This window comes from Nitratireductor kimnyeongensis (assembly GCF_019891395.1).
GTDB lineage: Bacteria > Pseudomonadota > Alphaproteobacteria > Rhizobiales > Rhizobiaceae > Nitratireductor > Nitratireductor kimnyeongensis.
The window spans coordinates 1780199-1805317 of record NZ_CP078143.1 but is presented as its reverse complement, the minus strand read 5'-3'; the positions used below and the strand labels follow the sequence as shown (position 1 = coordinate 1805317).

Below are 25119 nucleotides of genomic sequence, written 5' to 3'. Positions count from 1 at the left end.
AAGCTCAAGAAGCTCAGGATGAGGGCTGTTGAATTGCTGGCGTGTTTCTTCAGTCGTTTTGTGCGGCGACGCTGAAGTAGCCCTCATCCTGAGCCTGTCGAAGGGCGAGGGCGCCCGGCACCTCAGTAGCAATCAGGCGAAGTCGCCTAGAAAAACACCCGGCAAAGCACACCCGTCACTCAAACCCGATGGCCTGCAAAGCCGTGCCATTGCGTTTCAGCCAGTCCTTGCAACGGTCCGTTTCGGGGCACAGCTCCCGGCAGAGCTTCCAGAAACGGGCGCTATGGTTCATCTCTTTCAGATGCGCGACCTCATGGGCGACCAGATAATCGATCACCAGAGGCGGGGCCATCATGATGCGCCAGGAGAAGGAGAGCGTGCCATCCGAGGTGCAGGAGCCCCAGCGGCTCTTGGTGTCGCGAAAGCGGATCGCGCGGGCGCGTTTGCCAATGGTGGCGGAGTGTTTTGCCACCAGAGCCTCGATGTCCCGCTTGGCCTCGCGCTTCAGGAAATCGGCGACCCGCCGCGGCAAACGCTCACCGTCCCCCGGAACAACCAGCACGGGCGCACCGTCCCTCATGGCAAGTCTGGCAGCGCCACGGCTCTCGGGATCGTGCACGATCAAATGCGGCACGCCGCGCACCGGGATCTTGATACCCGGTCGGACCAAAGGTCGTTCGGGCAGCTTTTTCAGCTTCTGCTCAAGCCAGCCGGTGTGGCGGTCGAGAAACTCTTCCACCTCGCGTGAGCGGGAAAGGCCCGGCGGCACGGTGATGCGCAGGCCGCGCCCACCCGGCTCGATCCGCAACGTCAACCGCCGTGCCCTCGCATTCTCGACAATGCGCAGTGGCAGTTCCCGACCGGCCACGCGATGTACGCGCTCTGCCGGAGGAGCCGTCACTTTCAGCCCGATCATGTTGTTGAGGAAACCAAGCGCCATTGAACAAGAGTAAGCGATTCGTGGAGAAAAACGCGCAAAGAAAACGGCACCTCGAAGAGATGCCGTTTCAACCGTTTACCTGTTGTCCACTGGATCAGGCCTCGTCAGTCACATCGGGGACGGATTTGCCGTGGCCCGATTTGCGACCCTTGTTACGTTCGTTCATGAAACGATCGAACTCTTCCTGATCCTTGGCCCGGCGCAGCTCGCGCATGTAATCATCGAACTCGTCGCGCATCTCGTCGAGCTTGCGGCGTTCCTCGGCGAGGCGCTCCAGCTCCTTGTCGCGCCAGTCGTCAAAGGCGACGTTGCCTGTAAACGCATGACGCTTTGATGCACGCCGGCAGCCGGCGAAAACTTCATCGGTTTTTCGGTTCACGTCCTTCTTGAACTCCCCGAGCCGGTCACCCCACAGAATGTAGGCGAGCATGGCGAGGCCGAGCGGCCAGAACACCATGAAACCCACCACCATCAGAGCAATCGTCGCAGGCGTCCAGGCAGGACGGATAAGCGCAGAATTTGTCATGGTCACCCGTTCCTTTCCTTGAGCATGCAACCCCCGGGAAGCTGCATGGTTTCGAAATGGGGGCTCATTTTTCGATATTCAAGGAAATAATAAACGGAAATCGCGCAAATCCATGATTTTACATCATTTATTCGCGCGATCCTGCACCATTCCGGCAATCCGCCTAAACGGATCGCTCGATGAGACCTTCCAGTGACCGGAGGATCAGGGCAATGTCCTGCGGCCTGGAAAGCCGGTGATCGCCATCGCCGATCAAAGACAGGGTGACGTCATCTGCCGGCAGATGCTCGGTGAGCCGCATGGCATGGGTGAAGGGCACGTCGGGATCGGCCTTGCCTTGGAGGATGTGAACCGGGCAATGCGTGTCGAGAATGCCATCGAGCACCCGGTTGCGCTTTCCATCCTCAAACAATGCGCGCGTATAGATGTAGGGCTCGTCGGAATAGTCGGAAGGCTCTTCCATATAGCCCATGTCTTCGAGCTGTCGGCGATTGGCAGCAGTAAGTTTCGGCTCCACCAGCTCGCTGGTGAAATCGGGAGCGGGTGCCAGAAGAAGCAGACCCGCCAGCCGCGCGCCTTCACCGGCGCGGTTCAGCTCCTGCGCCATGCGGAGCGCGATCCATGCCCCCATGGATGATCCGACGAGGATCTGTGGCCCCTCGGTAAAAGCCCGGAAAACACCAAGGCTCTGCTCCAGCCAGAACGAGATCGTCCCGTCTTTGAACGCGCCGCCGGATTCACCATGGCCGGAATAATCATGCCGCAGGAAGGCGTGACCCCTTTCAGCGGCCCATGCATCCAGTGCCTCAGCTTTTGTGCCCAGCATGTCGGATTTATAGCCCGCTAGCCAGACGAGGCCGGGCGCACTTCCAGCCCGCTGCCGGTACGCGATCTGCGTGTCGCTGATTGTCAGAAAACGCGCCTTCGCTCCGCTCATCAACTGTCTCCTATGCCGGAACCAACCATTCATCACACGCATTCACACCAAGACGAAACGTGAAACGTGATTCTTTTGACCTTATATGCTATTGACACTTCACCTGCCGAGACGACATACGCCTCGGCCTGAAGCAATGCCGTAACCAGTGATTTAACAATTCGAGGAGATCACGACCATTCGCAGACCATTCAAAGCGCCGCCTCAGAAAGTAGAAGGCCCGCGCGCAAACCGCGACATCCGGGTTCCCCAGATTCAGCTGATCGACGATGAAGGCAACAACCGCGGCGTTCTCGACACGGAAGATGCCTTGCGTCTTGCCGAGGAGGCGGGTCTGGACCTGGTAGAGGTGGCATCGAACGCCAAGCCACCCGTTTGCAAGATCACCGATCTTGGCAAGATGAAGTATCAGAGCCAGAAAAAGGCTGCCGAGGCGCGCAAGAAGCAGAAGACCATTGAGATCAAGGAGATCAAGATGCGTCCCAACATCGACACCCATGACTATGAGGTGAAGATGAAGGCCGTTCGCCGCTTCTTCGAGGCTGGCGACAAGGTCAAGCTCACGCTCCGCTTCCGCGGCCGTGAAATGGCGCATATGGAACTTGGCATGCAGCTCCTCAACCGGGTCAAGGAAGAGGTCGAGCCGATCGCCAAGGTGGAAGCCGAGCCGAAGCTCGAAGGTCGCCAGATGATGATGGTTCTGGCACCGCGCACCACCTGATTGGCACTGCGCCCGTAAAGACGCACACCAACACGACAACAAGCCGGGGCTCGCTCCGGCTTTTTCTTTCGCAAATGCGCCGCATTCTGTCCCTAAGCGTCATTCCCTGTCAGTTTTGAAAAAGCCTGATACTGGGGCGCAACATCATCCGGGATGCGAGAATGTCGATCCACCAAATCGCGCTGGGGCAATTCCAGCGTCTGCGTATCGCGAGCTTCTGGCTCATCGCTGCACTGCTTTGCGGCTTCGTTCTCTTCTTTCATTCGGGCTGGGCGCACTATCAACCACTCGGCATCGATATCGAGGAAATCATCGAAATCACGGGGCTCGGCCTGATCGGCATCGCCATCGCGGGCCGGCTCTGGTGCACACTTTATATTGGCGGGCGCAAGGCTGCGGAACTCGTCGAGGACGGCCCCTATTCCATAACCCGAAACCCGCTCTACCTCTTTTCTACGATAGGGGCGATGGGGGTAGGCGCGCAAACCGGGAGCATGGTGGTTGCAGTGATCTGCGGCGTTCTGGCGGCCTTCATTCTCAGCATCACCACGCGCCGGGAAGAACACCACCTGCGCGAAACCTTCGGCGAGGCCTATGACGCCTACCTGGCGAGCGTGCCGGCCTTCATCCCGAACCCGCGACTTTTTCATGACCCGAAAACTCTGACCATTCTGCCCGAGCGCCTTTATGGCACGCTGCGGGACGGGCTGATCTTCTTCCTGGCCATGCCGGCCTTCGAGCTGGTGGAGTATGTCCAGGATCTCGGACTGCTGCCCATTCTGTTCCGTCTCTACTGAGCCGGCGCCGCCAAGCGGTCAAATCAGGAGTTGCGCAAACCGCCCGCCACCGCTATAAGGCCGCGTTCCTGGACCGGCCGGCAGGGCATGCCGTGGCGGTCCTTAATGCTGAAATGCGCATGCGCGACACTGTGGGAAGCTGATGCCAACTGGCGCGCTTTTCCGCAGACCGGCGCAGGCGAAAGAACGGAGAAGCAAAATGCCCAAGATGAAGACGAAGTCTTCTGTCAAGAAGCGGTTCAAGGTAACCGCCACCGGCAAGGTGAAAGTCGCAGCCGCTGGCAAGCGCCACGGCATGATCAAGCGTTCCAACAAGTTCATCCGCGACGCCCGCGGCACGATGGTTCTTTCCGATCCCGATACGAAGATCGTGAAGAAGTTCATGCCCTACGGCCTGTGATCGCAGGAACCCGGAACAGATTTAAGGAGATCATGTCATGGCACGCGTAAAGAGGGGCGTTACCGCCCACGCCAAGCACAAGAAGGTCATGAAAGCCGCAAAGGGTTTCTACGGCCGCCGCAAGAACACCATTCGCATCGCCAAGCAGGCGGTTGAGAAATCGCTGCAGTACGCCTATCGCGATCGCAAGGCCCGCAAGCGCAATTTCCGCGCTCTGTGGATCCAGCGCATCAACGCCGGCGCCCGCGAACACGGCCTGACCTATGGCCGCTTCATCGACGGCCTCAACAAGGCCGGCATCGAGATCGACCGCAAGGTGCTGGCTGATATGGCCGTGCATGAGCCGCAGGCCTTCGCCGCTCTGGTGAAGAAGTCCAAGGAAGCGCTCGTGTACCTCAAGGACACCACCCCGAATGCTTTTGAAAGCGCTGTAGCTTAAGGCTGGCGCTTCCCGAAGCAATCAGGTTTAGTTCGGGAAACCCGCGCTGGCAGGGCTGGCGCGGGTTTTTTCTTTGTGATGAAGACCATGCACGACAAGACGAAAAGCGAAAAGGACCTGCTTTCGCCGGAAGCGACAGCAGCGCTGCTGCGCCTGCTCATCACCGGTGAGCGCCAGCGCGTTTCGTCAACTGTGCTGGACGGGCATACCGTCTGGATCAAACGCTATGATGTCGAGCGGCAACCGGCGGCCAAATGGTTGCATACGGCACTGACGCCGCTGATGCCCGCCGCCTTCCTGCGCGCCTCACCCGGCACCAACACGGCAACCGCCATTGAGCGCGAAGTGCGCAAGCTCGATGCCTTCCGCGAGGCGGGGCTCCCGACGGCGAAGCTGCTTTTCCGCAACGACCGGGTTCTGGTCCTGTCGAATGTCGCGCCCATCGCCCAGAGCGAGCTCGACATGCTGGCGCGCCATGGCGAGCATGATGCCCATGAGGGTCTTCTGGTGCAGGCGGCAGACGCTTTGCGTAAGGCACATAGCCTTGGCCTGTGCCACGGCAGGCCGCACCCGCGCGACATGTTCATCACCAATGATGGCCGCTGGGGTTTTGTGGACTTCGAAGAAGAGCCTGAAGCCGCGATGCCTCTCGCTATAGCGCAGGCGCGCGATGTGTGGCTTCTTTTCCTGCAGATCTGCATGCAGTCGAAACTGGCTGATACGCCGCAAAAGGCGTTCGATGCCTATTTTGTCGAGCCGCCTCGGCACGTGGCCGATGAATTGCGTCGCATCATCCGCTTTTTTACGCCGCTCATCCCCCTTCTCGGAGCAATCGAGCACTGGGGGCTTGGCAGCGACGGCAAGCGCGTGTTGAAAGCAACACGGTTTTTGAAAACGGCTCTCGGCGAGAACACGGCCACGCCCGCCACACAGAGCCAGAACGACATCAAACCCAAAAGGGGCTACGAGGCATGAGCGAACTCGAGGAACTGGAAAAGACCATCGCCGGGCAGATCGAAGCTGCCGCTGACGAGCAGGAGATCGACGCCGTGCGCGTCGCCACGCTCGGCAAGAAGGGCTCGGTCTCGCAGATGCTGAAGACGCTCGGCTCCATGTCTCCCGATGAGCGGCAGGTGATGGGCCCCGCCATCAACGGGCTGAAGGCGCGCGTCACCGAAGCCCTCACGGCACGGCGCGACGCATTGCGCAACGCTGCTATCGACGCAAGGCTGGAAAGCGAGAAGGTGGATGTCACCCTGCCCGTGCGCCGCCCGCCCGCCGAGCGCGGCCGCATTCATCCGATCAGCCAGGTGATCGACGAGATCACGGCAATCTTCGCCGATATGGGTTTTTCCATCGCCGAAGGGCCGGACATCGAAACCGACTATTACAATTTCACGGCGCTGAACTTCCCTGAAGGCCACCCGGCCCGCGAGATGCACGACACCTTCTTCTTCCCGCCGGATGAGAAGGGTGAGCGCAAGCTTCTGCGCACGCACACCTCGCCGGTGCAGATCCACACGATGGAGACGCAGGAACCGCCGATCCGCATCGTCATTCCCGGCAAGACCTACCGGCAGGATTCGGACGCGACCCACTCGCCCATGTTCCACCAGCTCGAAGGGCTGGTGATCGACAAGACAGCCAATGTCGCCAACATGAAGTGGGTCCTGCAGGAGTTCTGCAAGACGTTCTTCGAAGTGCCGCAGCTCAACATGCGCTTCCGTCCGTCCTTCTTCCCCTTCACCGAGCCGAGCCTGGAAGTAGACATCCAGTGCGACCGCTCGCAGCCCGGCGAAGTGCGCTTTGGCGAGGGCGATGACTGGATGGAAATCCTCGGCTGCGGCATGGTGCACCCAAATGTGCTGCGCGCCTGCAATCTCGATCCCGACGAGTATCAGGGCTTTGCCTGGGGCATGGGCATCGACCGCATCGCCACGCTGAAATACGGCATGCCGGACCTTCGCGACTATTTCGACGCCGATGTGCGCTGGATCGAGCATTACGGCTTCCGCCCGCTGGACCTGCCGACGCTGTTCGGCGGATTGAGCAGTTAATTAGGGTGAGGAGGTAACGGGCAGATGCCGAATTATAGTCCCGAGAAGATAGCATCTATGTCGTCCGAGGATATTCGGACGCTGTTGGCCAACGCTGAACGTCTACGTAGGGAAGATATCGCTGAGTTATGTAGTATTGAGCTTGAGAAGCGTTCACCAAAGAGAACGCGCCGTGTTGGTTCGGTCAACAAGGGTTATGTAGCGGGTTATCATTTCGTTTGCGCGGATGAACGGGGAGTCACGGTCGATGCGCCGAACAGATTTCGATCGAAGTCTTGGGTGGTGGCAGAACATCGTGTGATCGACAGCATACGTCACGGTGCATACTTAGCGCTTCATGAATCGCGCAACGAGCCATCGTATAGGCAAGGGAAAATTGTCGGATACGAGCTCACTGATCGGGAATTCATGGGTAAGCACAATACCGGCATTGAATTTATCGTTGAGGCAGACGACCGCAAGCGCGAATGGGTCGGCGATGGCACCGGTGAAAAGGGCTATCTCTGGTCCGATAACATGACAATTACGGAAGACTCCGAAGATAAGGGTGCGCCCCAATGAAATTCACGCTCTCCTGGCTCAAGGAGCACCTTGAGACTGACGCCACGCTCGACGAGATTGTCGAAAAGCTCACCATGATCGGCCTCGAGGTCGAAGAGGTGGACGACAAGGCATCGCTGAAACCCTTCGTGATCGCCAAGGTTCTGACCGCCGAGCAGCATCCCGATGCCGACCGGCTGCGTGTGCTCTCCGTCGACACGGGCGACGGCAAGCCGGTTCAGGTGGTGTGCGGTGCGCCCAATGCGCGGGCCGGTCTCGTCGGTGCCTTTGCCGCGCCCGGAACCTATGTGCCCGGCATCGACGTCACACTCTCGGTCGGCAAGATCCGCGGCGTGGAAAGCCATGGCATGATGTGCTCGGAACGCGAATTGCAGATGTCGGACGAGCATGACGGCATTATCGACCTGCCCGAAGGCGCGCCCGTGGGCACGTCATTCGCAAGCTGGGCGAAGCTCGACGATCCGGTGATCGAGATCGGCCTGACGCCGAACCGGCCGGACTGCACCAGCGTCCATGGCATTGCGCGCGATCTGGCAGCGGCGGGCCTTGGCACGCTGAAGGACGCACCCATCGCCGCGGTGGCGGGAAAGGGTGCCTGCCCTGTCGACCTGACCATCGAAGCGCCGGAGCTTTGCCCCGGTTTCGCGCTGCGGCTCGTGCGCGGCGTGAAGAACGGTTCCTCGCCCAAATGGATGCAGCAGCGCCTGACGGCCATCGGCCTGCGTCCCATCAACGCGCTGGTCGACATCACCAATTACATGACCTTCGACCGTGGGCGCCCGCTGCATGTGTTTGATGCGGCGAAGGTGAAAGGCAATCTCTCCGTGCGCCGCGCGAGGGACGGCGAGACCGTGCTGGCGCTCGACGAGCGCGAATACAAGCTGACGCCGGAAATGTGCGTCATCGCCGACGAAAACGGCGTTGAATCCATCGCCGGCATCATGGGCGGGGAGCATTCGGGCTGCGATGAGAACACCACGGATGTGCTGATCGAATCCGCCCTGTGGGACGCGATGAACATTGCCCGCACGGGCCGCGATCTCGGCATCATCACCGATGCGCGCTATCGCTTCGAGCGTGGCGTCGACCCGGAGATGATGGAACCCGGCCTGGAGCTTGCCACGCAGCTCGTTCTCGACCTGTGCGGCGGCGAGCCGACGGAAAGCCGCATTGTCGGATACAAAGGCTATGAGCCCCGCAGCATCACCTTCCCGGTGAGCGAGGTGAAGCGCCTGACCGGCCTTGAGGTTTCAGGCACTGAGAGCAAAGACATTCTCAACCGCCTTGGTTTCTCCTCCACCGGCGATGGCGATGTGCTGGTTGTGTCTGTGCCGCCCTGGCGTCCGGACATCGACGGCAAGGCCGATCTGGTGGAAGAGGTGATGCGCATTCACGGCGTGAACGAAATCGCGCCCGCGCCCCTGCCCTCCCATGGCGCGGTCAATGGCCAGATCCTCACCGTTCTGCAAAATCGCACCCGCCAGGCGCGCCGCGCGCTGGCCGTGCGCGGCATGTTGGAGGCGGTCACCTGGACCTTCATCGACGAGGCGCAGGCAAAGCTGTTCGGCGGTGGCGATGCGTCGCTAAGGCTGTCCAACCCCATTGCCGCCTCCATGTCGGACATGCGCCCCTCGCTTCTCCCGGGCCTCATCGCAGCCGCCCAGCGCAACGCCGCGCGCGGCTATGGCGATGTGGCGCTGTTCGAGGTGTCGAGCACCTATGAGAATGACAGCTATGAAGGCCAGCGCCGTGTGGCCGGCGGCATTCGCCGAGGCACTGCGGTGATGGACGGTGCCGGGCGCCACTGGTCGGGCAACAGCACCTCTGTCGGCGTGTTCGATGCCAAGGCCGATGCGCTGGCAGCTCTTGAGGCGGCCGGTGCGCCGGTGGACAAGCTGCAGATCGTGGCGGAGGCCCCCGCATGGTATCACCCCGGCCGCTCGGGAACGATCCGTCTTGGGCCGAAAATCGTGCTCGCCACATTCGGCGAAATTCACCCCCGCACGCTGGAAGCGCTGGATGCTTCCGGTCCGATCTGCGGTTTCGAGGTTTTTCTCGACGCGATCCCGGAGCCGAAGGCCAAGGCAACACGCACCAAGCCGCGTCTCGAGCTTTCGCCCTTCCAGCTCGTGCGCCGCGACTTTGCGTTCGTTGTCGATAAGGCTGTGGAAGCTGCAACCATCGAGCGCGCGGCAGCAGCGGCCGACAAGAAGCTTGTCACCGGTGTGCGCGTGTTCGACATTTTCGAAGGCCCCTCGCTCGGTGAAGACAAGAAGTCCGTCGCCATCGAAGTCTCGATCCAGCCGCGCGAAAAGACGCTGACGGATGAAGAGCTTGAAGCCATCGCCGGCCGCGTCGTCGCCAATGTCGGCAAGCAGACCGGCGGCACGCTGCGGGGGTAGGTTCGTTCAGCGGCGCCCTTTCGGAAGCCGTTTCTCTTCGCGGACGAGCGCAGCGATGTGCTCGTCCGCTTTTTTGTGGCGCTCGATCTTTTGCTGTTCGGAGAACCGCTCGAATTCCGCGCGCGCATGATCCTTTGCAGCGTCCGCGCTCACACTGCCACCCGATCGCAGGACGGCCCGGCCAAGGTTTGCGAGCTGCTGGTCGAGAAGCCGCATTGCATCCTCCATGACAACCAATCGGCCCACCTTGGCCTGATCATCGAAAATATCGAGGAGAATGGTGGTCAGGCGGTTGAGCTCGCTGATTTCGGCCTCGGCGAGGTAATTCTTTGAGACAGTCACGTCCCGCTTGCGGATCGTGTCGCCGGGCCAGCTTTGCAGCCCCATATTCTCGAGGCGATGATCAGCGCGTGCCATCACCACTTCCGAGGGTGTCTGCGAAACAACCGCATGGATCAGCTTGGCCTGCGTTTTCTGGAAGAAGCTCTGCGCCCTGGCGGTGCTGCCGTCATAGTCCTGGCAGAGAGCGCAGATGGCTTGCAGTTCACGATAGACATTGGCCTCATCAGAGCGAATGTCGCGGATGATCTCCCGCAATTCGGCGATGCGGTCGCGCTCCTGCTTGAGGCGCGCTGAATCCACCACAAAGCCGCTGCGCGCAAACTGAACCAGAATCCCGGTTGCCCAGCGCCGGAAAAGGGTCGCTTGCGCGGAGGAGACGCGGTAGCCAACCGAAATGATCATGTCGAGGCTGTAGAGCGTGACTGGTTTCGTCGACCGAGCAATTTGCATTTTTTGCAAATTGCTCTCCTGCTCCAGTTCCCCCTCGGCGATCACATTCGAAATGTGCCGGGATATAACCGAGATATCACGCCCGAAAAGCCGCGCAATCTGTTCCTGCGTCATCCAGAGCGTTTCGCCCTCATAGCGAATGTCGAGCCGCAGGCCCTTTTCACCATCGTAGATCAGAAACCGGTCTCCAGTTTCTGCATCTTCCACGAGATGGACGGGTTCATCCGCTGTCATGCGCCTCTCCAGGGGTTTTCAGAACATTAGCAGAACAAAATAGCGCGCGAAACCTTGCCGGTTTTCAATCCCCGGCATAGAGCGGATCACCGTTTCATAGAAGCGCTGCTCCGCTCAATCCTTCCCTCTGTTCCGGCATTTGTGCGGACGTCAGGTGATTCCACCTGACTGCAAAATGCTTTATGTGTTTGCCTGCGCAAAACAGGAGGAAAGTGCATGTTCCGTTGGGGCGTTCTTTCGACGGCCAGGATTGGCCGCGAGCAGGTGATTCCGCAGATTCAGGATTCGGAAAATGGAGTCGTCACGGCTATCGCCAGCCGCGATTCCTCGAAGGCGCAGGCCGTGGCGGACCGCTTCGGCATCCCCCACGTGTTTTCTTCCTACGATGCACTCCTCGCCTCGCCCGAGGTCGACGGCGTTTACATTCCGCTGCCCACCTCCGATCACGTGGCCTTTGCCATCAAAGCGGCAGACGCCGGAAAGCACGTTCTGGTGGAAAAGCCTCTGGCGCTCGACGCCAAGGAGATTGCCCGCGTGATCGAAGCGCGCGACCGCAACAATGTGGTGGTGTCAGAAGCCTTCATGGTCACCTATCACCCGCAATGGCGCAAGGTGCGCGACCTGATCGCCGAAGGCGCCATCGGGCGCTTGCGGCATGTGCAGGGCGTGTTCTGCTACCACAATGTCGATCCCGACAACATGCGCAACAAGCCGGAGCTTGGCGGCGGCGGCCTGCCGGATATCGGCGTCTATCCCACGGTGACGACGCGCTTTGCCACCGGGCTGGAGCCAGGGCGCGTGCAGGCGGTTGTGGAGCGCGACCCCACCTTCGGCACCGACATCTATTCAAGCGTCAAGGCCGATTTCGGCTCCTTCGAACTCAGCTTCTATGTGTCGACGCAGATGGCGCTGCGGCAGAGCATGGTGTTCCACGGCGACAGGGGCTTCATCGAGGTCAACGCGCCCTTCAACACCCCGGACTATGGCGACACGCGCCTGACGGTCTTCAGCGCCGACCACAACAGCGCCAACATCTTCCGTTTCCCACGCGCGCGCCAATATCGCTTGCAGGCGGAGGCGATCGTGCGAGCGGCCCAGGGCAGCGCGGAGGCAACGGTCTTCACACTTGAAGACTCAGTCAAGAACCAGAAGCTGGTCGATGCGATCTTCCGTGCTGGCGCGCATGATGGCTGGGAGGTCGTTTAAGGATCAAGGTCAGCTCAAACCGGCCCTCCGGTCTTTCTGGCGAAGAAGATGTGCCGGCCTATGCGCCCAAGCTTTTGCAGACGCCGCGCCCACCTCGGACGAACATAGCTGGCGTGGTAGTGCGTAGCCGCGCCGAAGGCCTGCAGATCGCCATCGACCGAAGCCGCTTCCCTTGTGCAGTCAGAGAGGCAATTCTGCATGGAAGCGGCAACCTCCCGGGCGCGCCGCCAGGGTTTTTCTTCCTTTGGAAGAACAGCCACACCGGTGCATGTAAAGGAGAACTGGCAGCGATAGGGCCTGTGCGCGTTCTGAAACACGACGCCACAAATGGTGCTGGGGTACGATGCGGAGCGAACGCGGTTTACAATGACCATCGCAACCGCCTTCTGGCCGTCTACGGGCTCGCCGCGCGCCTCGTGATAGACTGCTGCTGAAAGGCAGGTCATCTCGGCCTCCCTGATAAAGGACGGCAGCATCGGATTGAACGTGGAATATCGATGCGGACGAGACTCCTCGCCCAAAAGCTCTGTTATCGTTCTGAAAGTGGAGGGAAAAATCGTCTCAGGTTCCCAGGCCGGGATCGACTGGAGCAGAGATGAAACGTACAATCCCCCGAACAAAAGACTTTCTGCAAACATTGCCACTCCTGTGAATACCATTTCGGCATCACCACCCGTATGGGCCCCTGCAGCAGATCGTTCTCACAACCTATGCGCGAAAACAAATTGGCTTTGCTTCAAATCCGGATAGGAAGGTTTACCTCTCGTCAGGGAGACTTCCCTGGGAGGCACTTCTGCCGGCAATGGGGTGGGTTCGATCAAAATCGAGGCAAATCCCGCCTTGCGTTGCAAAAATAGCGTTCTTATATACGCCTCGAAGCTGTTCGGCGCGTTTCGTCCAGGGATGCTGCCGCAGCAAATTCGTGTGAACAGGGGCTGTCATCTGGAACGCCGGAATGGGTCCTGACAGTCTGCTTAGCGGAGAGAAGACATGGCTAAAGTTATCGGTATCGACCTCGGAACAACCAATTCCTGCGTCGCCGTCATGGACGGTAAGGACGCCAAGGTTATTGAGAACGCGGAGGGTGCCCGCACCACGCCGTCCATCGTGGCCTTCACGGAGTCGGACGAGCGTCTGGTCGGCCAGCCGGCGAAACGCCAGGCGGTCACCAATCCGGAAAACACCCTTTTTGCAATCAAGCGCCTGATCGGCCGCCGCTTCTCCGACCCCACGGTCGAGAAGGACAAGAAGCTGGTCCCCTACAAGATCGTCAACGCTGATAATGGCGATGCCTGGGTCGAGGCCCATGGCAAGACCTATTCGCCCTCGCAGATCTCTGCGATGACGCTGCAGAAGATGAAGGAAACGGCTGAATCCTATCTCGGCGAAAAGGTCGAGAAGGCGGTCATCACCGTTCCTGCATACTTCAACGACGCCCAGCGCCAGGCCACCAAGGACGCCGGCAAGATCGCCGGTCTCGAGGTGCTGCGCATCATCAACGAGCCGACGGCGGCCGCACTCGCCTACGGCCTCGACAAGAAGGACGGCAAGACCATCGCCGTCTACGACCTTGGCGGCGGCACGTTCGATATCTCGATCCTCGAAATCGGCGACGGCGTTTTCGAAGTGAAGTCCACCAACGGCGACACCTTCCTCGGCGGTGAAGACTTCGACATGCGTCTGGTCGAGTATCTGGCAGCCGAGTTCAAGAAGGAGCAGGGCATCGACCTGCAGCAGGACAAGCTGGCTCTTCAGCGCCTCAAAGAGGCCGCCGAGAAAGCCAAGATCGAGCTCTCCTCCGCTTCGCAGACGGAAATCAATCTGCCCTTCATCACCGCTGACCAGTCGGGTCCGAAGCACCTGACGATGAAGCTGACGCGTGCCAAGTTCGAGAGCCTTGTCGAGGATCTCGTCAAGCGCACCGTCGAGCCCTGCAAGGCCGCCCTCAAGGATGCCGGAATGAATGCCGGCGAGATCGACGAAGTGGTTCTGGTCGGTGGCATGACCCGCATGCCCAAGGTCCAGGAGACAGTGAAGAGCTTCTTTGGCAAAGAGCCGCACAAGGGCGTGAACCCGGACGAAGTGGTTGCCATGGGTGCCGCCATTCAGGCCGGTGTTCTGCAGGGTGATGTGAAGGACGTTCTGCTGCTCGACGTGACCCCGCTTTCGCTGGGCATCGAGACGCTGGGCGGCGTGTTCACCCGCCTCATCGACCGGAACACCACGATCCCGACCAAGAAGAGCCAGGTGTTCTCCACCGCCGAGGACAACCAGAATGCGGTGACGATCAACGTGTTCCAGGGTGAGCGCGAAATGGCAGCCGACAACAAGAGCCTCGGCCGCTTCGACCTGACCGGCCTCCCACCGGCACCGCGTGGCGTGCCGCAGATCGAGGTCACTTTTGACATCGACGCCAACGGCATCGTCAATGTGTCGGCCAAGGACAAAGGCACCGGCAAGGAACAGGCGATCCGCATCCAGGCCTCCGGCGGTCTGAGCGACGACGAGATTGAGACCATGGTGAAGGACGCCGAGTCCAATGCCGAGGCCGACAAGAAGCGCCGCGAAGCCGTGGAAGCCAAGAACCAGGCCGAAGCCCTGATCCACTCCACTGAAAAGTCCCTCGCCGAGTATGGCGACAAGGTCTCCGAAGAGGAGAAGAAAGCCATCGAGGACGCGCTGGCCGAACTGAAGACTGCCACCGAAGGCGACGACGCCGAGGACATCAAGGCGAAGACCAATGCGCTCGCCGAAGCCTCGATGAAGCTGGGTCAGGCCATGTACGAGGCCAGTCAGGCAGAAGCGGCTGAAACGGATGCCGCAGCCGACGCAAAGGCTTCGGGCGATGATGTCGTGGATGCCGATTTCGAGGAAATCGACGAAGACGACAAGAAGTCTGCCTGAGCAGTTTGACAGATCGATTGAAAAAGCCCGGGAGGTAACTCCCGGGCTTTTTCATACCTTCTTAAACCTCCCCCAAATAGACTTGCCGGCAAAGAAAAATTTCGGATTGGCCAAGGGGAGGCTGATGATCCGGTACCGGCTGTTTGAGATCTGGCGCTTCATCGCGGCGCTGCTGATCATGCTCTACCATTTCGGGCATTTCGCGCCCGGCGGCGGTCTTGCCGTGAAGAACGAGCTCGCATCTCTCCGGCCGTTGCTTGATATGTTTTTCATCATCTCGGGCTTTCTCATTTTTGCGCGATACGGAGACCAGGTCCGGGATGCGAAGAGCTACGGCATCTATCTCTACAAGCGGCTGATCCGCCTTTACCCGCTTCATCTGGCCACGCTTTCCTATTTCGTACTGATCGGGCTTCTTGTCTCCGTGGGCGTCTTGCGCACCGGTGGAGAGCCGCAGCTCTACGACTGGAGTGCGCTGCCTTCGAACCTCCTGCTCATTCAGGCCTGGGGTGTGGAAGACAGGCTAACCTTCAATTTTGTATCCTGGTCGCTTTCTGCTGAGTGGTTTGCCTATCTTCTGCTGCCCATCATCCTGTTCGCTTATCGCCGTTCAGGACTCGCCGGCCTGTTTCTTCTGCTCTTCGCTTGCTACGCGATCTTGGAGCTGATGGTTCTCACCGGCATCATGCCAGTTGAGAGCTGGGTTCAGGCGGATACTTGGGGTGCCTACCGCACCTTTGCCGATTTTGTTCTGGGAGCGCTACTCGCTGTCCTCTCGCGGCGCTCCGCCATGACCGTTTCAGCGCGATGGCCCGCATGGATCGCGATCCTGTTGGCCTGCACTTCGATGGTGCTGCAACTCAATATCTATATCACACTGCTTCTGCTGGCGATTGCGGTTTTCCTTGCAGGGCTTGTCGAACGGAATGATCCTGAACGGTACAGTTACCCAGCCTTCCTGCGATCGGCAGCCGCCGTCTCATTCGGCATCTATCTCTGGCATCCGGTGACCGAGAGCATCTTCTTTTCCTATCTGTGGAGCCATCGGATCCAATCGCATTCGATCACTCTTTTCTTCATCTATACAGGCCTTGTGATGCTGGTGACCGTGATCGTTGCCATGGCGTCTTTCCGTTTCTTCGAAAATACGCTGTCCGGATATTTGCTGCGGGCTGCTGGTCTCGCGCGACCCGCTGCCGCCAGACCCGCGGTCGAGGCAAACTGAAAACGGGCCCGGCAGCCAAATGGAGCCGCAGACATGCTTGCATGGCTGGCAATCTGCTGAAAACTATGGCATTCGCTGTCGCGAATACCTAAGTAACGGACACTGATCGGGGGAGCAGTGTTCGCTCCAAACAGATTATGCGGGACCGTCATTCATGAAGGCAGATTTTTACGAGACGCTCAGCGTGTCGAGAAACGCCGACGAGAAGGAACTGAAAAGCGCTTTTCGCAAGCTCGCCATGCGGTATCACCCTGACCGCAATCCGGGCGACGACGAAGCTGAGCAGAAGTTCAAGGAAGTCAACGAAGCCTACGAAACGCTGCGCGATCCTCAGAAGCGTGCAGCCTATGATCAGTTCGGGCATGCCGCTTTCGAGAATGGTGGCATGGGCGCACGCGGCGGTTTCGGGGGCGGCGGTGGCGGTTTCGCCGACATTTTCGAGGACATTTTTGGTGACATGATGGGCGGTGGTGGTCGCCGCCGCGGTGGCCGCCAACATGGCGCTGATTTGCGCTTCAATATGGAAATCACCCTCGAGGAAGCCTTCACCGGCAAAACCGGACAGATCCGGGTCCCGACGGCCGTAGCCTGCGACGACTGCGCCGGCACAGGGGCGAAGCCAGGCACTTCGCCGACGCAGTGCCAGATGTGCCATGGTTCCGGACGGGTACGCGCTGCGCAAGGTTTCTTTTCGATCGAACGTACCTGTCCGACCTGTCAGGGGCGCGGGGAAACGATTTCAGACCCCTGCCCCAAATGTTCCGGCCAGGGACGCGTGGCCGAAGAACGGTCTCTCTCCGTCAACATTCCCGCGGGCATTGAGGACGGTACGCGCATCCGCCTCGCAGGTGAAGGCGAAGCTGGGCTGCGTGGCGGCCCCGCCGGCGACCTCTACATTTTCCTTTCCGTCAAGCCGCACGAGTTCTTCCAGCGCGACGGTGCCGATCTCTACTGCAAGGTGCCGATCTCCATGACGACTGCTGCGCTTGGCGGCGCGTTCGAGGTTGCCACGCTCGATGGAACACAGACCCGCGTGAAAGTACCTGAAGGCACGCAGAATGGGCGACAGTTCCGCCTTAGCGGAAAAGGCATGCCTATTCTGCGCCAACCGAAGGTCGGCGATCTTTACATCCAAGTGGCCGTAGAAACGCCGCAAAACCTGACCAAGAAGCAGCGGGAGCTTCTGGAGGAGTTCGAGAACATATCTTCCAAGGAAAACAGCCCTCAATCAGCTGGGTTCTTTTCGCGGATGAAAGACTTCTTCGAATCCTTCGGCGAGTAGCCAAAGCGTGCTAAGAGGAACCACCGGGTCGGTTGCCCGGTTACTCTTGTGCGGCCACCCATATGTGGAGGCTGTACGGAGAACGGGAACATGAAGGAGGACGCCGGAAAGATGAGCAAAGGCTTGGATATGCGCAAGGCCATCGCGGTTCGCTTTGGAGAAGAGCTGCGTTTTTTTCGTGGCTGGATCGAGCAGCCCAAGGCCGTCGGCTCCATCATTCCAACGAGTGGCGTGACAGCACGACGGATGGCATCTGTCATCAACACCAGTTCCGGTCTTCCGGTTCTCGAAGTAGGGCCCGGAACGGGCGTCATCACCAAGGCTATTTTGGCCCATGGGGTAAAACCCGATCAGCTCTACGCAGTCGAGTACTCACCGGATTTCGTCAAGCACCTGCGCGAAGCCTATCCCGGAGTGCACGTTATCCAGGGCGATGCTTTCAACCTCGATCAAACGTTGACGGAGGCACTGGGCGACGCGACCCCGCGCGTCTTCGACAGCGTGATCTCCGGTGTGCCTCTGCTTAACTTCCCGGTTGAAGCGCGCATCGCTTATCTCGACTCCCTTTTGGATCGCATTCCCGAAGGGCGTCCCGTGATCCAGCTTACCTACGGACCGAAATCACCAATTCCGCCCGGACAAGGCAACTACACGGTTGAGCATTTCGATTTCGTGCTGCGCAACATTCCACCAACGCAGCTCTGGGTGTACCGCCGCGGCAGGCATTAAGGTCAGCACCTATCAATCCTCGATAACATTGGTTATACGGCTCTCTCAAAAGGGAGCTGTGACCAATGACCCCAAAGATTCTGGTGTTCGCGGGCTCAATCCGTACCGGCGCCTTTAGCGGCAAGACTGCAGACGCCGCCATGAAGGAGCTGGCGCAGCAGGGCTCCGAGGTGACACGGATCTCGCTCGCGGATTATCCCCTCCCAATCATGGATCAGGATCTGGAGAAGGAAAAAGGCATTCCTGACAATGCCTACAGGCTCGGCCGGTTGATCGCCGCCCATGATGGTGTGCTAATCGCCAGCCCGGAATATAACGCCTCCATCCCCCCTCTTCTGAAGAATACAGTCGACTGGATCAGCCGAGTTTCGAAGGACGGCGGAAAACCGTTGCGACCTTGGACTGGAAAACCGGTGGGACTTTGCTCCTCTTCGGACGGAAATTTTGCCGGTATTCGCGGGCTCTATCACCTGCGCGCAGTGCTGATGAATTGCAAGGCTGACATCATCACACAACAATGCTCGGTCGCCCGCGCGCAGGATGCCTTCGACGAGAATGGCAACTTCAAGGATGACCGCACGCGCGGAATGATGGAAGCCGTGTGCAGCAGCCTGATCGAACGCGCGAGATTGACATCGACAAGAGTGGGAGCCTGACCCTATGAGCGACGCAATGCGAAACCGCCTGATTGTCGGCCTGGATGTGCCGACCCTGACCGAAGCCGACAAGGTGGTCGCCGCGCTCGGCGATACCGTGTCCTTCTACAAGATCGGCCATCAGCTCGCCTTTGCCGGTGGATTGAGCTTTGCACGGGAATTGGCGGGCTCGGGCAAGAAAATCTTCCTGGACATGAAACTGCTCGATATCGACAACACAGTGGCCAAAGGCGTCGAAAACATCGCACGAATGGGGATGACGATGCTGACGATCCATGCCTATCCGAAGGCGATGCGCGCGGCAGTTCAGGCGGCTGAGGGATCGGGACTTACCCTGCTCGGCGTGACGGTGCTCACATCCATGGACGATGCGGATCTGAAAGAGGCTGGCTATGCGCTGACCGCACGTGAACTGGTTAGGAAGCGCGTCGCACAGGCGCGCGAGGCGGGCATGGGCGGGGTTGTCTGTGCACCGACCGAAGTCAGCGAAATGCGTGAAGTGGCGGGCCCGGGTATGGCATTGGTTACGCCCGGTATCCGCCCTATCGGCAGCGACCATGGCGATCAGAAGCGCGTCATGACGCCCGGCGATGCGATCCGCGCAGGAGGTTCCCACCTGGTGGTGGCCCGCCCGATCGTGGCAGCGCAGGATCCGAAGGCTGCGGCTCAATCCATTCTCGACGAGATGGCCGCCGCCTGACAGAGTGGGCTGCACGCCAACGACGGAGGAGGAGGAAACCATGCCCAAAGGATATTGGATCGCCCATGTCGATGTGCGCGATCCCGAGCGCTATAAAGACTATGTCGCAACAGCAAAGCCGGCCTTCGAGAAGTTCGGTGCCCGCTTCCTCGCGCGGGGCGGCGCATGGGAAGGGTTGGAAGGCACGGGGCGCGGGCGCAACGTCGTGATCGAGTTTCCCTCGCTCCAGGCAGCGCGCGATTGCTACAACTCTCCCGAATACCAGGCTGCAAAGGCGATCCGCACGGCCGTGGCGGACGCGGACATGGTCCTCGTCGAAGGCGCAGAGTAGGCTTTGCGAAGGAGACAGGCCCACGTCCGACCTGCCTGACCAATATGCAATTCGGCCCTATCGAAGCGCCGATGCCGCGCTTCTTCCAAAGGTGGAGGCGCGGGCGGCTGAGCTTTTTGCCGCGTATGGTTATGCCCGCCTCGCTGCCACCCCGGCGCTCGCGCAAGATGCCTTTAACGCTATCGCCTCGAGGAACAGGACATTCGTTGCGGCGCATGAGGACGATGGTGCAATAGGGTTCGCCATCTGCGGCCAGATTGGTTCGTTTCTCCACCTGAAGGAACTTTCCGTGGCGCCGGAGCACGGACGGCGAGGATTGGGGAGTGCATTGCTTGATGCGGTGATCGCCGAAAGCGTCGCTCGCAAGCTGGACGGCGTTTCGCTCAGCACCTTTCGATCGGTGCCCTTCAATGCTCCGTTCTACAAGCGCCACGGCTTTGTCGATGAGCCTTTCGGTATCGCGGATGAGACATTGAAAAAGCGCTTCCTTGCTGAAATTCCCCCAGGAATTGTGGCAGACGCCCGCCTTCTTATGGTGCGTCGCAACAAGACTACTTGATCCGAAGATCGGATTATACGCGAAATTTCAATCGCTTATGCCGATCTCTGATTGTGCCATGGCCGGGAAGCAGCCCATCTATTGCAACGCAGCAAAAGTTGTTTACTCTGACGGGAAAGCAAACAAGCAAGGCCTCTCCGTTCACTCCTCATTTTTTCACGGCAGCCTGGCCATAGCGAAGGTCCTCTCTGGAAACCTAGCAATGTATTATCAGCTCTATGAATTCAACCACGCCGCGCTCCAACCAGCACGGGCCTATGCCGATGCGGTTCGGCTCTTTTACAGCAATCCTTTGAACCCGGTTGCCAAGACTTATTTCGGACGAACTGTCGCTGCCGCAGCCGAAGTCTTCGAGCGCAGCACACGCCGCTACACGAAGCCCGAGTTCGGCCTGAAGGAAACAAGCGTCAACGGCGTGAAGGTGAGTGTGCGCGAGCAGACCGTGTGGTCGCAACCATTCTGCGACGTCATACGGTTCAAGCGTGATCTACCCAAGGGCGCTCATCCGGGCCCGAAGGTCCTCATGGTCGCGCCCATGTCCGGGCACTACGCAACACTACTGCGCGGCACGGTGGAAACCCTGCTCCCCTACGCCGACGTTTACATCACGGACTGGGCGGATGCGCGCATGGTGCCGGTTTCCGATGGGCCGTTCGATCTCGATGACTACATCGATTACCTGATCGACATTTTCGATCACCTGGGCCCCGACACGCATGTGATGGCGGTTTGCCAGCCTTCTGTTCCAGTGCTTGCTGCCATCGCGCTGATGGAGGCGCGCGGCGACAAAAATGTGCCCGCCAGCATGACGCTGATGGGAGGGCCCATCGACACACGCAAGAACCCGACGGCCGTCAATGAACTGGCCGAGCAGAAAGACATATCCTGGTTCCGCGACAATGTGATCATGCCAGTGCCGTGGCCCAATCCCGGCTTCATGCGACACGTCTATCCGGGTTTTCTGCAGCTTTCCGGCTTCATGAGCATGAACCTTGATCGCCACATCACGGCGCATAAGGACTTTTTCATGCACCTGGTGAAAAACGACGGTGACTCGGCCGAGAAGCACCGCGACTTCTATGACGAATACCTCGCCGTCATGGACCTGACCGCCGAGTTCTATCTGCAGACGGTGGAAACCGTCTTCATTCGCCATGACCTTCCGCGTGGGAAAATGCGGCATCGTGGCGAACTGGTGGATCCGAGCGCAATCCGCCGCGTGGCTCTTCTGACCGTCGAAGGTGAGAACGACGATATCTCCGGCGTCGGCCAAACAAAGGCTGCGCATGATCTATGCGTCAACATCCCCGATGACATGCGCCACCACTACATGCAGCCGGCCGTTGGCCATTATGGCGTTTTCAACGGTTCGCGGTTCCGCTCGGAGATCGCCCCGCGCATTCTTGACTTCATGCGCAGCCACCCGTCCGGCGGGCTGAAAAACACGGCAAAAGCTCCTGCCGACGTTTCCCGAAAAAGGGTTCAGAAACGGCAAATTCGCGCCAAACAAGCTTGAAATTCCGGAAAACCGGGGCCGAATTTCGGAATTTCCTTCTTCGACGAAGAACCTACACGGTGGCAACTTCCACCGGCTGTGCATTTTGGCAACAGACGGACTGAAACCGGTCCGGCAGAGCGGCGCTGGTAACCATAGCTGGTAAGATTGCCCGCGGGCCGATTGACATTGCCCCCTCACGTTTCTTAACGTTTCATTAACGATAGAAACAAGCGGGGAGCGGCATGATGGCTGCTTTGCGGGGGGTAATCCGCGATGGCTTCTTTGCAAGCCTGATTCTTGTGGGCGCCATGACGGCACCAACGGCTGCAATGAACACCATGGAAACCGGTGGCTTCACATCCCAGCCGATCGGTCACTATGAATTCTGCAAAGCCAATCCCGTTGAATGCTCCATCCGCCTGCGGGATCGGGGACCGGAGCATATGACCAAGACGCTCTGGAAAGCCATTCGCGATGTCAATGCGGCGGTGAACGACACCGTTAGACCGATGAACGACATCGACATCTATGGTGCTGAAGAGGTCTGGACCTATCCTTCAACGGGCGTCGGTGACTGCGAGGATTATGTGCTCGAAAAGCGCCGCGAGTTGAAGCGCGCAGGGTTATCGCTCACGAATCTGCTGATCACCGTTGTGCGCAAGCCCAATGGCGAGGGCCATGCTGTCCTCACCGTCCGCACGGACCGCGGCGATTTTGTGCTCGACAATCTGAACGACAGCGTGAAGCTCTGGAGCGCCACGAACTACCGCTACCTCAAGCGGCAGGCCAGCAGCCACACGGGGCGGTGGGTAAGCCTTAGAGAGGGCAACAACCCGGTTGTCGGCGCAGTCAGCGAGTAAGGCGCAGCAACGCTGCTCCCAACTTTGTCACAGTTGAGAATCTATACTGCCGGGATCTACGCAAACGGAGATCCTGCATGTATGGTTTGTTGTCTTTGCCCGGCGGACGAGTGTTGTGTGTTGTGGTGGCGCTTGTGATCGCTGCGGCCTTTCATGGTGGCGCTTTCGCGCAAGCACCTCTCATCACCGCAGCCGAAAACGGCGATCTGCCAGCGCTTCAACGTGCACTAGAGGGCGAACCGGCTCTGGAGGAGCGCGACGCGCAGCAAAGGACTGCGCTTATGGCCGCCGTCCAGGCAAACCAGACAGAGGCGTCCCGCCTGCTCATCGAAGCAGGAGCAGATGTCAACGCCCGCGACAGCATCGAGGACAGTCCTTATCTCCTGGCTGGCGCGCGCGGCTATCTCGACATTCTTCGCCTCACGCTCGAAAACGGAGCCGATCTGAATAGCACCAACAGGTTCGGTGGTACGGCACTTATTCCCGCTGCCGAGCGTGGCCACGTGGAGACCGTGAGAACGCTGATCGCAGCGGGAGTGGATCCGGATCACGTAAACAAGCTTGGCTGGACGGCGTTGCTCGAAGCCGTGATCCTCGGCGACGGTGGACCGGATCATGTGGCCGTCGTGAAGCTTTTGGTCGATGCCGGCGCAGACACTGACATTCCGGACCGCAAGGGTGTAACCGCGCTGCAGCATGCAAAGCGCCACAACTATGCAGAGATCGTTGAGATATTGCAGGCTGCGGGCGCACATTAGAGCGATTGTGTATTCTCCGGAGAGGACAATACCCCACAAGGGGACGTTGCCACGCTCCATCGCATGGTCTTGACAACTCATAACCGTAGAGCTATCGGTTTAATTCATAGCCCTATAGTTATGAATAATGATGCAGCAGTCTCGAGATATCCTCTTTCGCACTCTGGCCGACCCGACGCGCCGCGCGATATTCGAACGTCTTTGTCGGGATGGCGATCTGACGGTCGGGGTGCTGACGGCCGGCGCTGGTGTGTCGCAGCCTGCGGTCTCCAAACATCTCGGCGTGCTCAAGCGTGCGGGTCTTGTGCAAGATCACCAGGAGGGCCGGCAAACCCGCTACAGCGCGCGCATCGAAGCGCTGACCCCCCTTAACAACTGGACAAAAGAGATGAACGGCTTTTGGCAGAGCCGCTTCGACGACCTTGAGGACCTGCTCAACCGGATGGATCAATGACAAAGGCCGCAACCGAAACGCGCTCCGTGGTGGTTGAGCGTGAGATTCCGCACCCGCCCGAAAAGATCTGGCGCGCTCTCACACGGCCGCATCTGATTGCGGAATGGCTGATGAAGAACGATTTTGAAGCGCGTGAGGGCCATCGCTTCAGCCTGACCGCCGACTGGGGTGGTGTGGACTGCGTGGTGCAGACGGTGAAGCCCCATAGGGCGCTTTCCTATGCCTGGGACACGAAAGACCTGCGCAGCACCGTCAGCTGGACGCTCACTCCCACGGAAAACGGGACGCTTCTGCGCATGGAGCAGGAAGGATTTCTGCCGAACCAGAAGTCCTATTTCCAGGGCGCTAGCGTGGGATGGCCGCGCTTCATCTCCGCACTCGAAAGGCTGCTCGAGCGGCTTGACTGAGGCGGCTGCGCAAAGCCGAATGAAACCGAACGTGGAACGCATGAGGACGAAACATGACCACGACCGAAACATCAGCGCCTGAGCGGATCGACGCCAGGATCGCGGAACTGGACGACTGGCGCGGCGAGATGCTTTCAAGGCTTCGCTGCATCGTCAAACAGGCGCTTCCCGGTGTGATCGAGGAGTGGAAATGGCGCGGCGTGCCGGTCTGGTATCAGGACGGGATGATCTGCACCGGTGAAACCTACAAGAAGGCCGTGAAGATGACGTTTGCCAAGGGCGCTTCGCTTAAAGACCCTTCCTGTCTCTTCAACGCCAGCCTTGAGGGTAACACTCGGCGTGCCATCGATTTTCACGAAGGGGATGTCATCGCCGAGGACGCTTTGAAGGCACTTCTTCAACGCGCCGCCCGCCTGAACGCATCGACACGCAAATAGGAGGATCAGCCGATGATGTGGAATGCTCTGCTCCGACAGGTGCATCGCTGGATCTCGATCGCATTCACAGTGGGCGTGATCATCAACATAGTCTTCGCGATGCGCGGTGCGGAACCACCCGCTTGGGTCTACTTTCTGGCTGGCGGCCCGCTCATTCTTCTGCTGATAACCGGGCTCTATCTGTTTATCCTGCCCTACGCAGTCAGGCACCGGGCCAAGGGGCGAGCAAGCGCCTAGTTCTCGTCGAAATGGTTGGAGAACCTCCTCTCCGGAGCACCAAAGCGCCGCCAGACACCGTCTATTATGG

The 25119-nt window shown here is 59.5% G+C and carries 29 protein-coding genes; 24 read left to right on the top strand and 5 right to left on the bottom strand.

The genetic code is table 11. From position 1 onward, the window contains the following. Nucleotides 1–175: 175 nt before the first annotated feature. From KW403_RS08585 to KW403_RS08575, 3 genes are all read right to left on the bottom strand, one after another. Nucleotides 176–940: a M48 family metallopeptidase gene (locus KW403_RS08585; protein WP_223022283.1), complete on the bottom strand. Its 765-nt coding sequence runs from the start codon at nucleotides 938–940 to the stop codon at nucleotides 176–178. 94 nt (nucleotides 941–1034) lie between these two features. After that, nucleotides 1035–1466 (bottom strand): DUF2852 domain-containing protein, encoded by a 432-nt coding sequence (locus tag KW403_RS08580; RefSeq protein ID WP_223022282.1) that lies wholly within the window; start codon nucleotides 1464–1466, stop codon nucleotides 1035–1037. Nucleotides 1467–1629: 163 nt separating this feature from the next. After that, nucleotides 1630–2403 (bottom strand): alpha/beta fold hydrolase, encoded by a 774-nt coding sequence (locus tag KW403_RS08575; RefSeq protein ID WP_223022281.1) that lies wholly within the window; start codon nucleotides 2401–2403, stop codon nucleotides 1630–1632. Between the two features lie 178 nt (nucleotides 2404–2581). Between KW403_RS08575 and infC the strand changes: the two genes are divergently transcribed. From infC to pheT, 8 genes are all read left to right on the top strand, one after another. Next, nucleotides 2582–3124 carry a translation initiation factor IF-3 gene (gene infC, locus KW403_RS08570; RefSeq protein ID WP_081487733.1) on the top strand — a complete coding sequence of 181 codons (543 nt, stop codon included), beginning with the start codon at nucleotides 2582–2584 and terminating at the stop codon, nucleotides 3122–3124. A gap of 161 nt (nucleotides 3125–3285) precedes the next feature. Next, nucleotides 3286–3921, top strand: coding sequence for a methyltransferase family protein (locus KW403_RS08565; protein WP_223022280.1), 636 nt, complete (start codon nucleotides 3286–3288; stop codon nucleotides 3919–3921). Between the two features lie 199 nt (nucleotides 3922–4120). Next, complete coding sequence (gene rpmI / locus KW403_RS08560; RefSeq protein ID WP_007009054.1) at nucleotides 4121–4321, top strand: 50S ribosomal protein L35; 201 nt, start codon at nucleotides 4121–4123, stop codon at nucleotides 4319–4321. Nucleotides 4322–4358: 37 nt separating this feature from the next. After that, complete coding sequence (gene rplT, locus KW403_RS08555) at nucleotides 4359–4760, top strand: 50S ribosomal protein L20 (protein ID WP_025029706.1); 402 nt, start codon at nucleotides 4359–4361, stop codon at nucleotides 4758–4760. An 87-nt stretch (nucleotides 4761–4847) separates the two neighbouring features. Further along, nucleotides 4848–5735: a lipopolysaccharide kinase InaA family protein gene (locus KW403_RS08550; RefSeq protein ID WP_246637928.1), complete on the top strand. Its 888-nt coding sequence runs from the start codon at nucleotides 4848–4850 to the stop codon at nucleotides 5733–5735. After that, nucleotides 5732–6817, top strand: a complete 1086-nt coding sequence (gene pheS / locus KW403_RS08545; protein ID WP_223022278.1) for a phenylalanine--tRNA ligase subunit alpha — start codon at nucleotides 5732–5734, stop codon at nucleotides 6815–6817. Before KW403_RS08550 ends, pheS begins: the two co-directional genes overlap by 4 nt. Before the next feature lie 57 nt (nucleotides 6818–6874). Next, a complete protein-coding gene (locus KW403_RS08540; RefSeq protein ID WP_223022277.1) occupies nucleotides 6875–7378 on the top strand; it encodes a hypothetical protein in 504 nt (167 codons plus the stop codon). Continuing rightward, the gene (gene pheT / locus KW403_RS08535; protein ID WP_223022276.1) at nucleotides 7375–9780 is read left to right on the top strand and encodes a phenylalanine--tRNA ligase subunit beta; all 2406 of its coding nucleotides are present in this window, start codon (nucleotides 7375–7377) and stop codon (nucleotides 9778–9780) included. Before KW403_RS08540 ends, pheT begins: the two co-directional genes overlap by 4 nt. 6 nt (nucleotides 9781–9786) lie before the next feature. Here the strand turns inward: pheT and rhuM are convergent, their stop codons facing one another. After that, a complete protein-coding gene (gene rhuM / locus KW403_RS08530) occupies nucleotides 9787–10806 on the bottom strand; it encodes a RhuM family protein (RefSeq protein WP_223022275.1) in 1020 nt (339 codons plus the stop codon). A 216-nt stretch (nucleotides 10807–11022) separates the two neighbouring features. Between rhuM and KW403_RS08525 the strand changes: the two genes are divergently transcribed. Beyond that, entirely contained in the window at nucleotides 11023–12012 is a 990-nt protein-coding gene (locus KW403_RS08525; RefSeq protein ID WP_223022274.1) for a Gfo/Idh/MocA family protein, read from the top strand. Nucleotides 12013–12026: 14 nt separating this feature from the next. Here KW403_RS08525 and KW403_RS08520 read toward each other — a convergent pair whose 3' ends face one another. Then, nucleotides 12027–12458, bottom strand: a complete 432-nt coding sequence (locus KW403_RS08520; RefSeq protein ID WP_246637927.1) for a cell wall hydrolase — start codon at nucleotides 12456–12458, stop codon at nucleotides 12027–12029. A gap of 544 nt (nucleotides 12459–13002) precedes the next feature. Between KW403_RS08520 and dnaK the strand changes: the two genes are divergently transcribed. The 15 genes from dnaK (at nucleotide 13003) to KW403_RS08445 (ending at nucleotide 25049) form a co-directional block, all read left to right on the top strand. Beyond that, nucleotides 13003–14916: a molecular chaperone DnaK gene (gene dnaK / locus KW403_RS08515; RefSeq protein ID WP_223022273.1), complete on the top strand. Its 1914-nt coding sequence runs from the start codon at nucleotides 13003–13005 to the stop codon at nucleotides 14914–14916. Nucleotides 14917–15040: 124 nt separating this feature from the next. Next, a complete protein-coding gene (locus KW403_RS08510) occupies nucleotides 15041–16141 on the top strand; it encodes an acyltransferase family protein (protein ID WP_223022272.1) in 1101 nt (366 codons plus the stop codon). Between the two features lie 154 nt (nucleotides 16142–16295). Next, the gene (gene dnaJ, locus KW403_RS08505) at nucleotides 16296–17423 is read left to right on the top strand and encodes a molecular chaperone DnaJ (RefSeq protein WP_223022271.1); all 1128 of its coding nucleotides are present in this window, start codon (nucleotides 16296–16298) and stop codon (nucleotides 17421–17423) included. A 111-nt stretch (nucleotides 17424–17534) separates the two neighbouring features. Beyond that, the gene (gene pmtA / locus KW403_RS08500; RefSeq protein WP_223022493.1) at nucleotides 17535–18152 is read left to right on the top strand and encodes a phospholipid N-methyltransferase PmtA; all 618 of its coding nucleotides are present in this window, start codon (nucleotides 17535–17537) and stop codon (nucleotides 18150–18152) included. 65 nt (nucleotides 18153–18217) lie between these two features. Then, nucleotides 18218–18808: an NADPH-dependent FMN reductase gene (locus KW403_RS08495; RefSeq protein WP_223022270.1), complete on the top strand. Its 591-nt coding sequence runs from the start codon at nucleotides 18218–18220 to the stop codon at nucleotides 18806–18808. A gap of 16 nt (nucleotides 18809–18824) precedes the next feature. Continuing rightward, the gene (gene pyrF / locus KW403_RS08490) at nucleotides 18825–19508 is read left to right on the top strand and encodes an orotidine-5'-phosphate decarboxylase (protein WP_378597051.1); all 684 of its coding nucleotides are present in this window, start codon (nucleotides 18825–18827) and stop codon (nucleotides 19506–19508) included. A 40-nt stretch (nucleotides 19509–19548) separates the two neighbouring features. Further along, nucleotides 19549–19839: a DUF1330 domain-containing protein gene (locus KW403_RS08485; RefSeq protein ID WP_223022268.1), complete on the top strand. Its 291-nt coding sequence runs from the start codon at nucleotides 19549–19551 to the stop codon at nucleotides 19837–19839. A 91-nt stretch (nucleotides 19840–19930) separates the two neighbouring features. Beyond that, on the top strand, nucleotides 19931–20398 hold the full coding sequence (locus KW403_RS08480; protein WP_223022267.1) for a GNAT family N-acetyltransferase: 468 nt from the start codon (nucleotides 19931–19933) through the stop codon (nucleotides 20396–20398). Nucleotides 20399–20600: 202 nt separating this feature from the next. Then, nucleotides 20601–21914: a polyhydroxyalkanoate depolymerase gene (locus KW403_RS08475; protein WP_223022266.1), complete on the top strand. Its 1314-nt coding sequence runs from the start codon at nucleotides 20601–20603 to the stop codon at nucleotides 21912–21914. A gap of 236 nt (nucleotides 21915–22150) precedes the next feature. Further along, the gene (locus KW403_RS08470) at nucleotides 22151–22756 is read left to right on the top strand and encodes a transglutaminase-like cysteine peptidase (protein WP_378597053.1); all 606 of its coding nucleotides are present in this window, start codon (nucleotides 22151–22153) and stop codon (nucleotides 22754–22756) included. A gap of 77 nt (nucleotides 22757–22833) precedes the next feature. Then, nucleotides 22834–23514, top strand: coding sequence for an ankyrin repeat domain-containing protein (locus KW403_RS08465; RefSeq protein WP_223022265.1), 681 nt, complete (start codon nucleotides 22834–22836; stop codon nucleotides 23512–23514). 130 nt (nucleotides 23515–23644) lie between these two features. After that, entirely contained in the window at nucleotides 23645–23968 is a 324-nt protein-coding gene (locus tag KW403_RS08460) for an ArsR/SmtB family transcription factor (protein WP_223022491.1), read from the top strand. After that, on the top strand, nucleotides 23965–24375 hold the full coding sequence (locus KW403_RS08455; protein ID WP_223022264.1) for an SRPBCC family protein: 411 nt from the start codon (nucleotides 23965–23967) through the stop codon (nucleotides 24373–24375). The genes KW403_RS08460 and KW403_RS08455 overlap by 4 nt, the downstream gene beginning before the upstream one ends. Nucleotides 24376–24428: 53 nt before the next feature. Then, entirely contained in the window at nucleotides 24429–24812 is a 384-nt protein-coding gene (locus tag KW403_RS08450) for a DUF1801 domain-containing protein (RefSeq protein ID WP_223022263.1), read from the top strand. Nucleotides 24813–24824: 12 nt separating this feature from the next. Further along, the gene (locus KW403_RS08445) at nucleotides 24825–25049 is read left to right on the top strand and encodes a hypothetical protein (protein WP_223022262.1); all 225 of its coding nucleotides are present in this window, start codon (nucleotides 24825–24827) and stop codon (nucleotides 25047–25049) included. The last annotated feature ends 70 nt before the right edge of the window (nucleotides 25050–25119 follow it).

What these genes read in the sequence shown, in the direction of transcription:
- KW403_RS08585 (WP_223022283.1), bottom strand. Translation starts at nt 940, where the DNA reads ATGGCGCTTGGTTTCCTCAACAACATGATCGGGCTGAAAGTGACGGCT.
- KW403_RS08580 (WP_223022282.1), bottom strand. Translation starts at nt 1,466, where the DNA reads ATGACAAATTCTGCGCTTATCCGTCCTGCCTGGACGCCTGCGACGATT.
- KW403_RS08575 (WP_223022281.1), bottom strand. Translation starts at nt 2,403, where the DNA reads ATGAGCGGAGCGAAGGCGCGTTTTCTGACAATCAGCGACACGCAGATC.
- KW403_RS08565 (WP_223022280.1), top strand. Translation starts at nt 3,286, where the DNA reads ATGTCGATCCACCAAATCGCGCTGGGGCAATTCCAGCGTCTGCGTATC.
- rpmI (WP_007009054.1), top strand. Translation starts at nt 4,121, where the DNA reads ATGCCCAAGATGAAGACGAAGTCTTCTGTCAAGAAGCGGTTCAAGGTA.
- rplT (WP_025029706.1), top strand. Translation starts at nt 4,359, where the DNA reads ATGGCACGCGTAAAGAGGGGCGTTACCGCCCACGCCAAGCACAAGAAG.
- KW403_RS08550 (WP_246637928.1), top strand. Translation starts at nt 4,848, where the DNA reads ATGCACGACAAGACGAAAAGCGAAAAGGACCTGCTTTCGCCGGAAGCG.
- pheS (WP_223022278.1), top strand. Translation starts at nt 5,732, where the DNA reads ATGAGCGAACTCGAGGAACTGGAAAAGACCATCGCCGGGCAGATCGAA.
- KW403_RS08540 (WP_223022277.1), top strand. Translation starts at nt 6,875, where the DNA reads ATGTCGTCCGAGGATATTCGGACGCTGTTGGCCAACGCTGAACGTCTA.
- pheT (WP_223022276.1), top strand. Translation starts at nt 7,375, where the DNA reads ATGAAATTCACGCTCTCCTGGCTCAAGGAGCACCTTGAGACTGACGCC.
- rhuM (WP_223022275.1), bottom strand. Translation starts at nt 10,806, where the DNA reads ATGACAGCGGATGAACCCGTCCATCTCGTGGAAGATGCAGAAACTGGA.
- KW403_RS08525 (WP_223022274.1), top strand. Translation starts at nt 11,023, where the DNA reads ATGTTCCGTTGGGGCGTTCTTTCGACGGCCAGGATTGGCCGCGAGCAG.
- KW403_RS08520 (WP_246637927.1), bottom strand. Translation starts at nt 12,458, where the DNA reads ATGACCTGCCTTTCAGCAGCAGTCTATCACGAGGCGCGCGGCGAGCCC.
- dnaK (WP_223022273.1), top strand. Translation starts at nt 13,003, where the DNA reads ATGGCTAAAGTTATCGGTATCGACCTCGGAACAACCAATTCCTGCGTC.
- KW403_RS08510 (WP_223022272.1), top strand. Translation starts at nt 15,041, where the DNA reads ATGATCCGGTACCGGCTGTTTGAGATCTGGCGCTTCATCGCGGCGCTG.
- dnaJ (WP_223022271.1), top strand. Translation starts at nt 16,296, where the DNA reads ATGAAGGCAGATTTTTACGAGACGCTCAGCGTGTCGAGAAACGCCGAC.
- pmtA (WP_223022493.1), top strand. Translation starts at nt 17,535, where the DNA reads ATGAGCAAAGGCTTGGATATGCGCAAGGCCATCGCGGTTCGCTTTGGA.
- KW403_RS08495 (WP_223022270.1), top strand. Translation starts at nt 18,218, where the DNA reads ATGACCCCAAAGATTCTGGTGTTCGCGGGCTCAATCCGTACCGGCGCC.
- pyrF (WP_378597051.1), top strand. Translation starts at nt 18,825, where the DNA reads ATGCGAAACCGCCTGATTGTCGGCCTGGATGTGCCGACCCTGACCGAA.
- KW403_RS08485 (WP_223022268.1), top strand. Translation starts at nt 19,549, where the DNA reads ATGCCCAAAGGATATTGGATCGCCCATGTCGATGTGCGCGATCCCGAG.
- KW403_RS08475 (WP_223022266.1), top strand. Translation starts at nt 20,601, where the DNA reads ATGTATTATCAGCTCTATGAATTCAACCACGCCGCGCTCCAACCAGCA.
- KW403_RS08465 (WP_223022265.1), top strand. Translation starts at nt 22,834, where the DNA reads ATGTATGGTTTGTTGTCTTTGCCCGGCGGACGAGTGTTGTGTGTTGTG.
- KW403_RS08460 (WP_223022491.1), top strand. Translation starts at nt 23,645, where the DNA reads ATGCAGCAGTCTCGAGATATCCTCTTTCGCACTCTGGCCGACCCGACG.
- KW403_RS08455 (WP_223022264.1), top strand. Translation starts at nt 23,965, where the DNA reads ATGACAAAGGCCGCAACCGAAACGCGCTCCGTGGTGGTTGAGCGTGAG.
- KW403_RS08450 (WP_223022263.1), top strand. Translation starts at nt 24,429, where the DNA reads ATGACCACGACCGAAACATCAGCGCCTGAGCGGATCGACGCCAGGATC.
- KW403_RS08445 (WP_223022262.1), top strand. Translation starts at nt 24,825, where the DNA reads ATGATGTGGAATGCTCTGCTCCGACAGGTGCATCGCTGGATCTCGATC.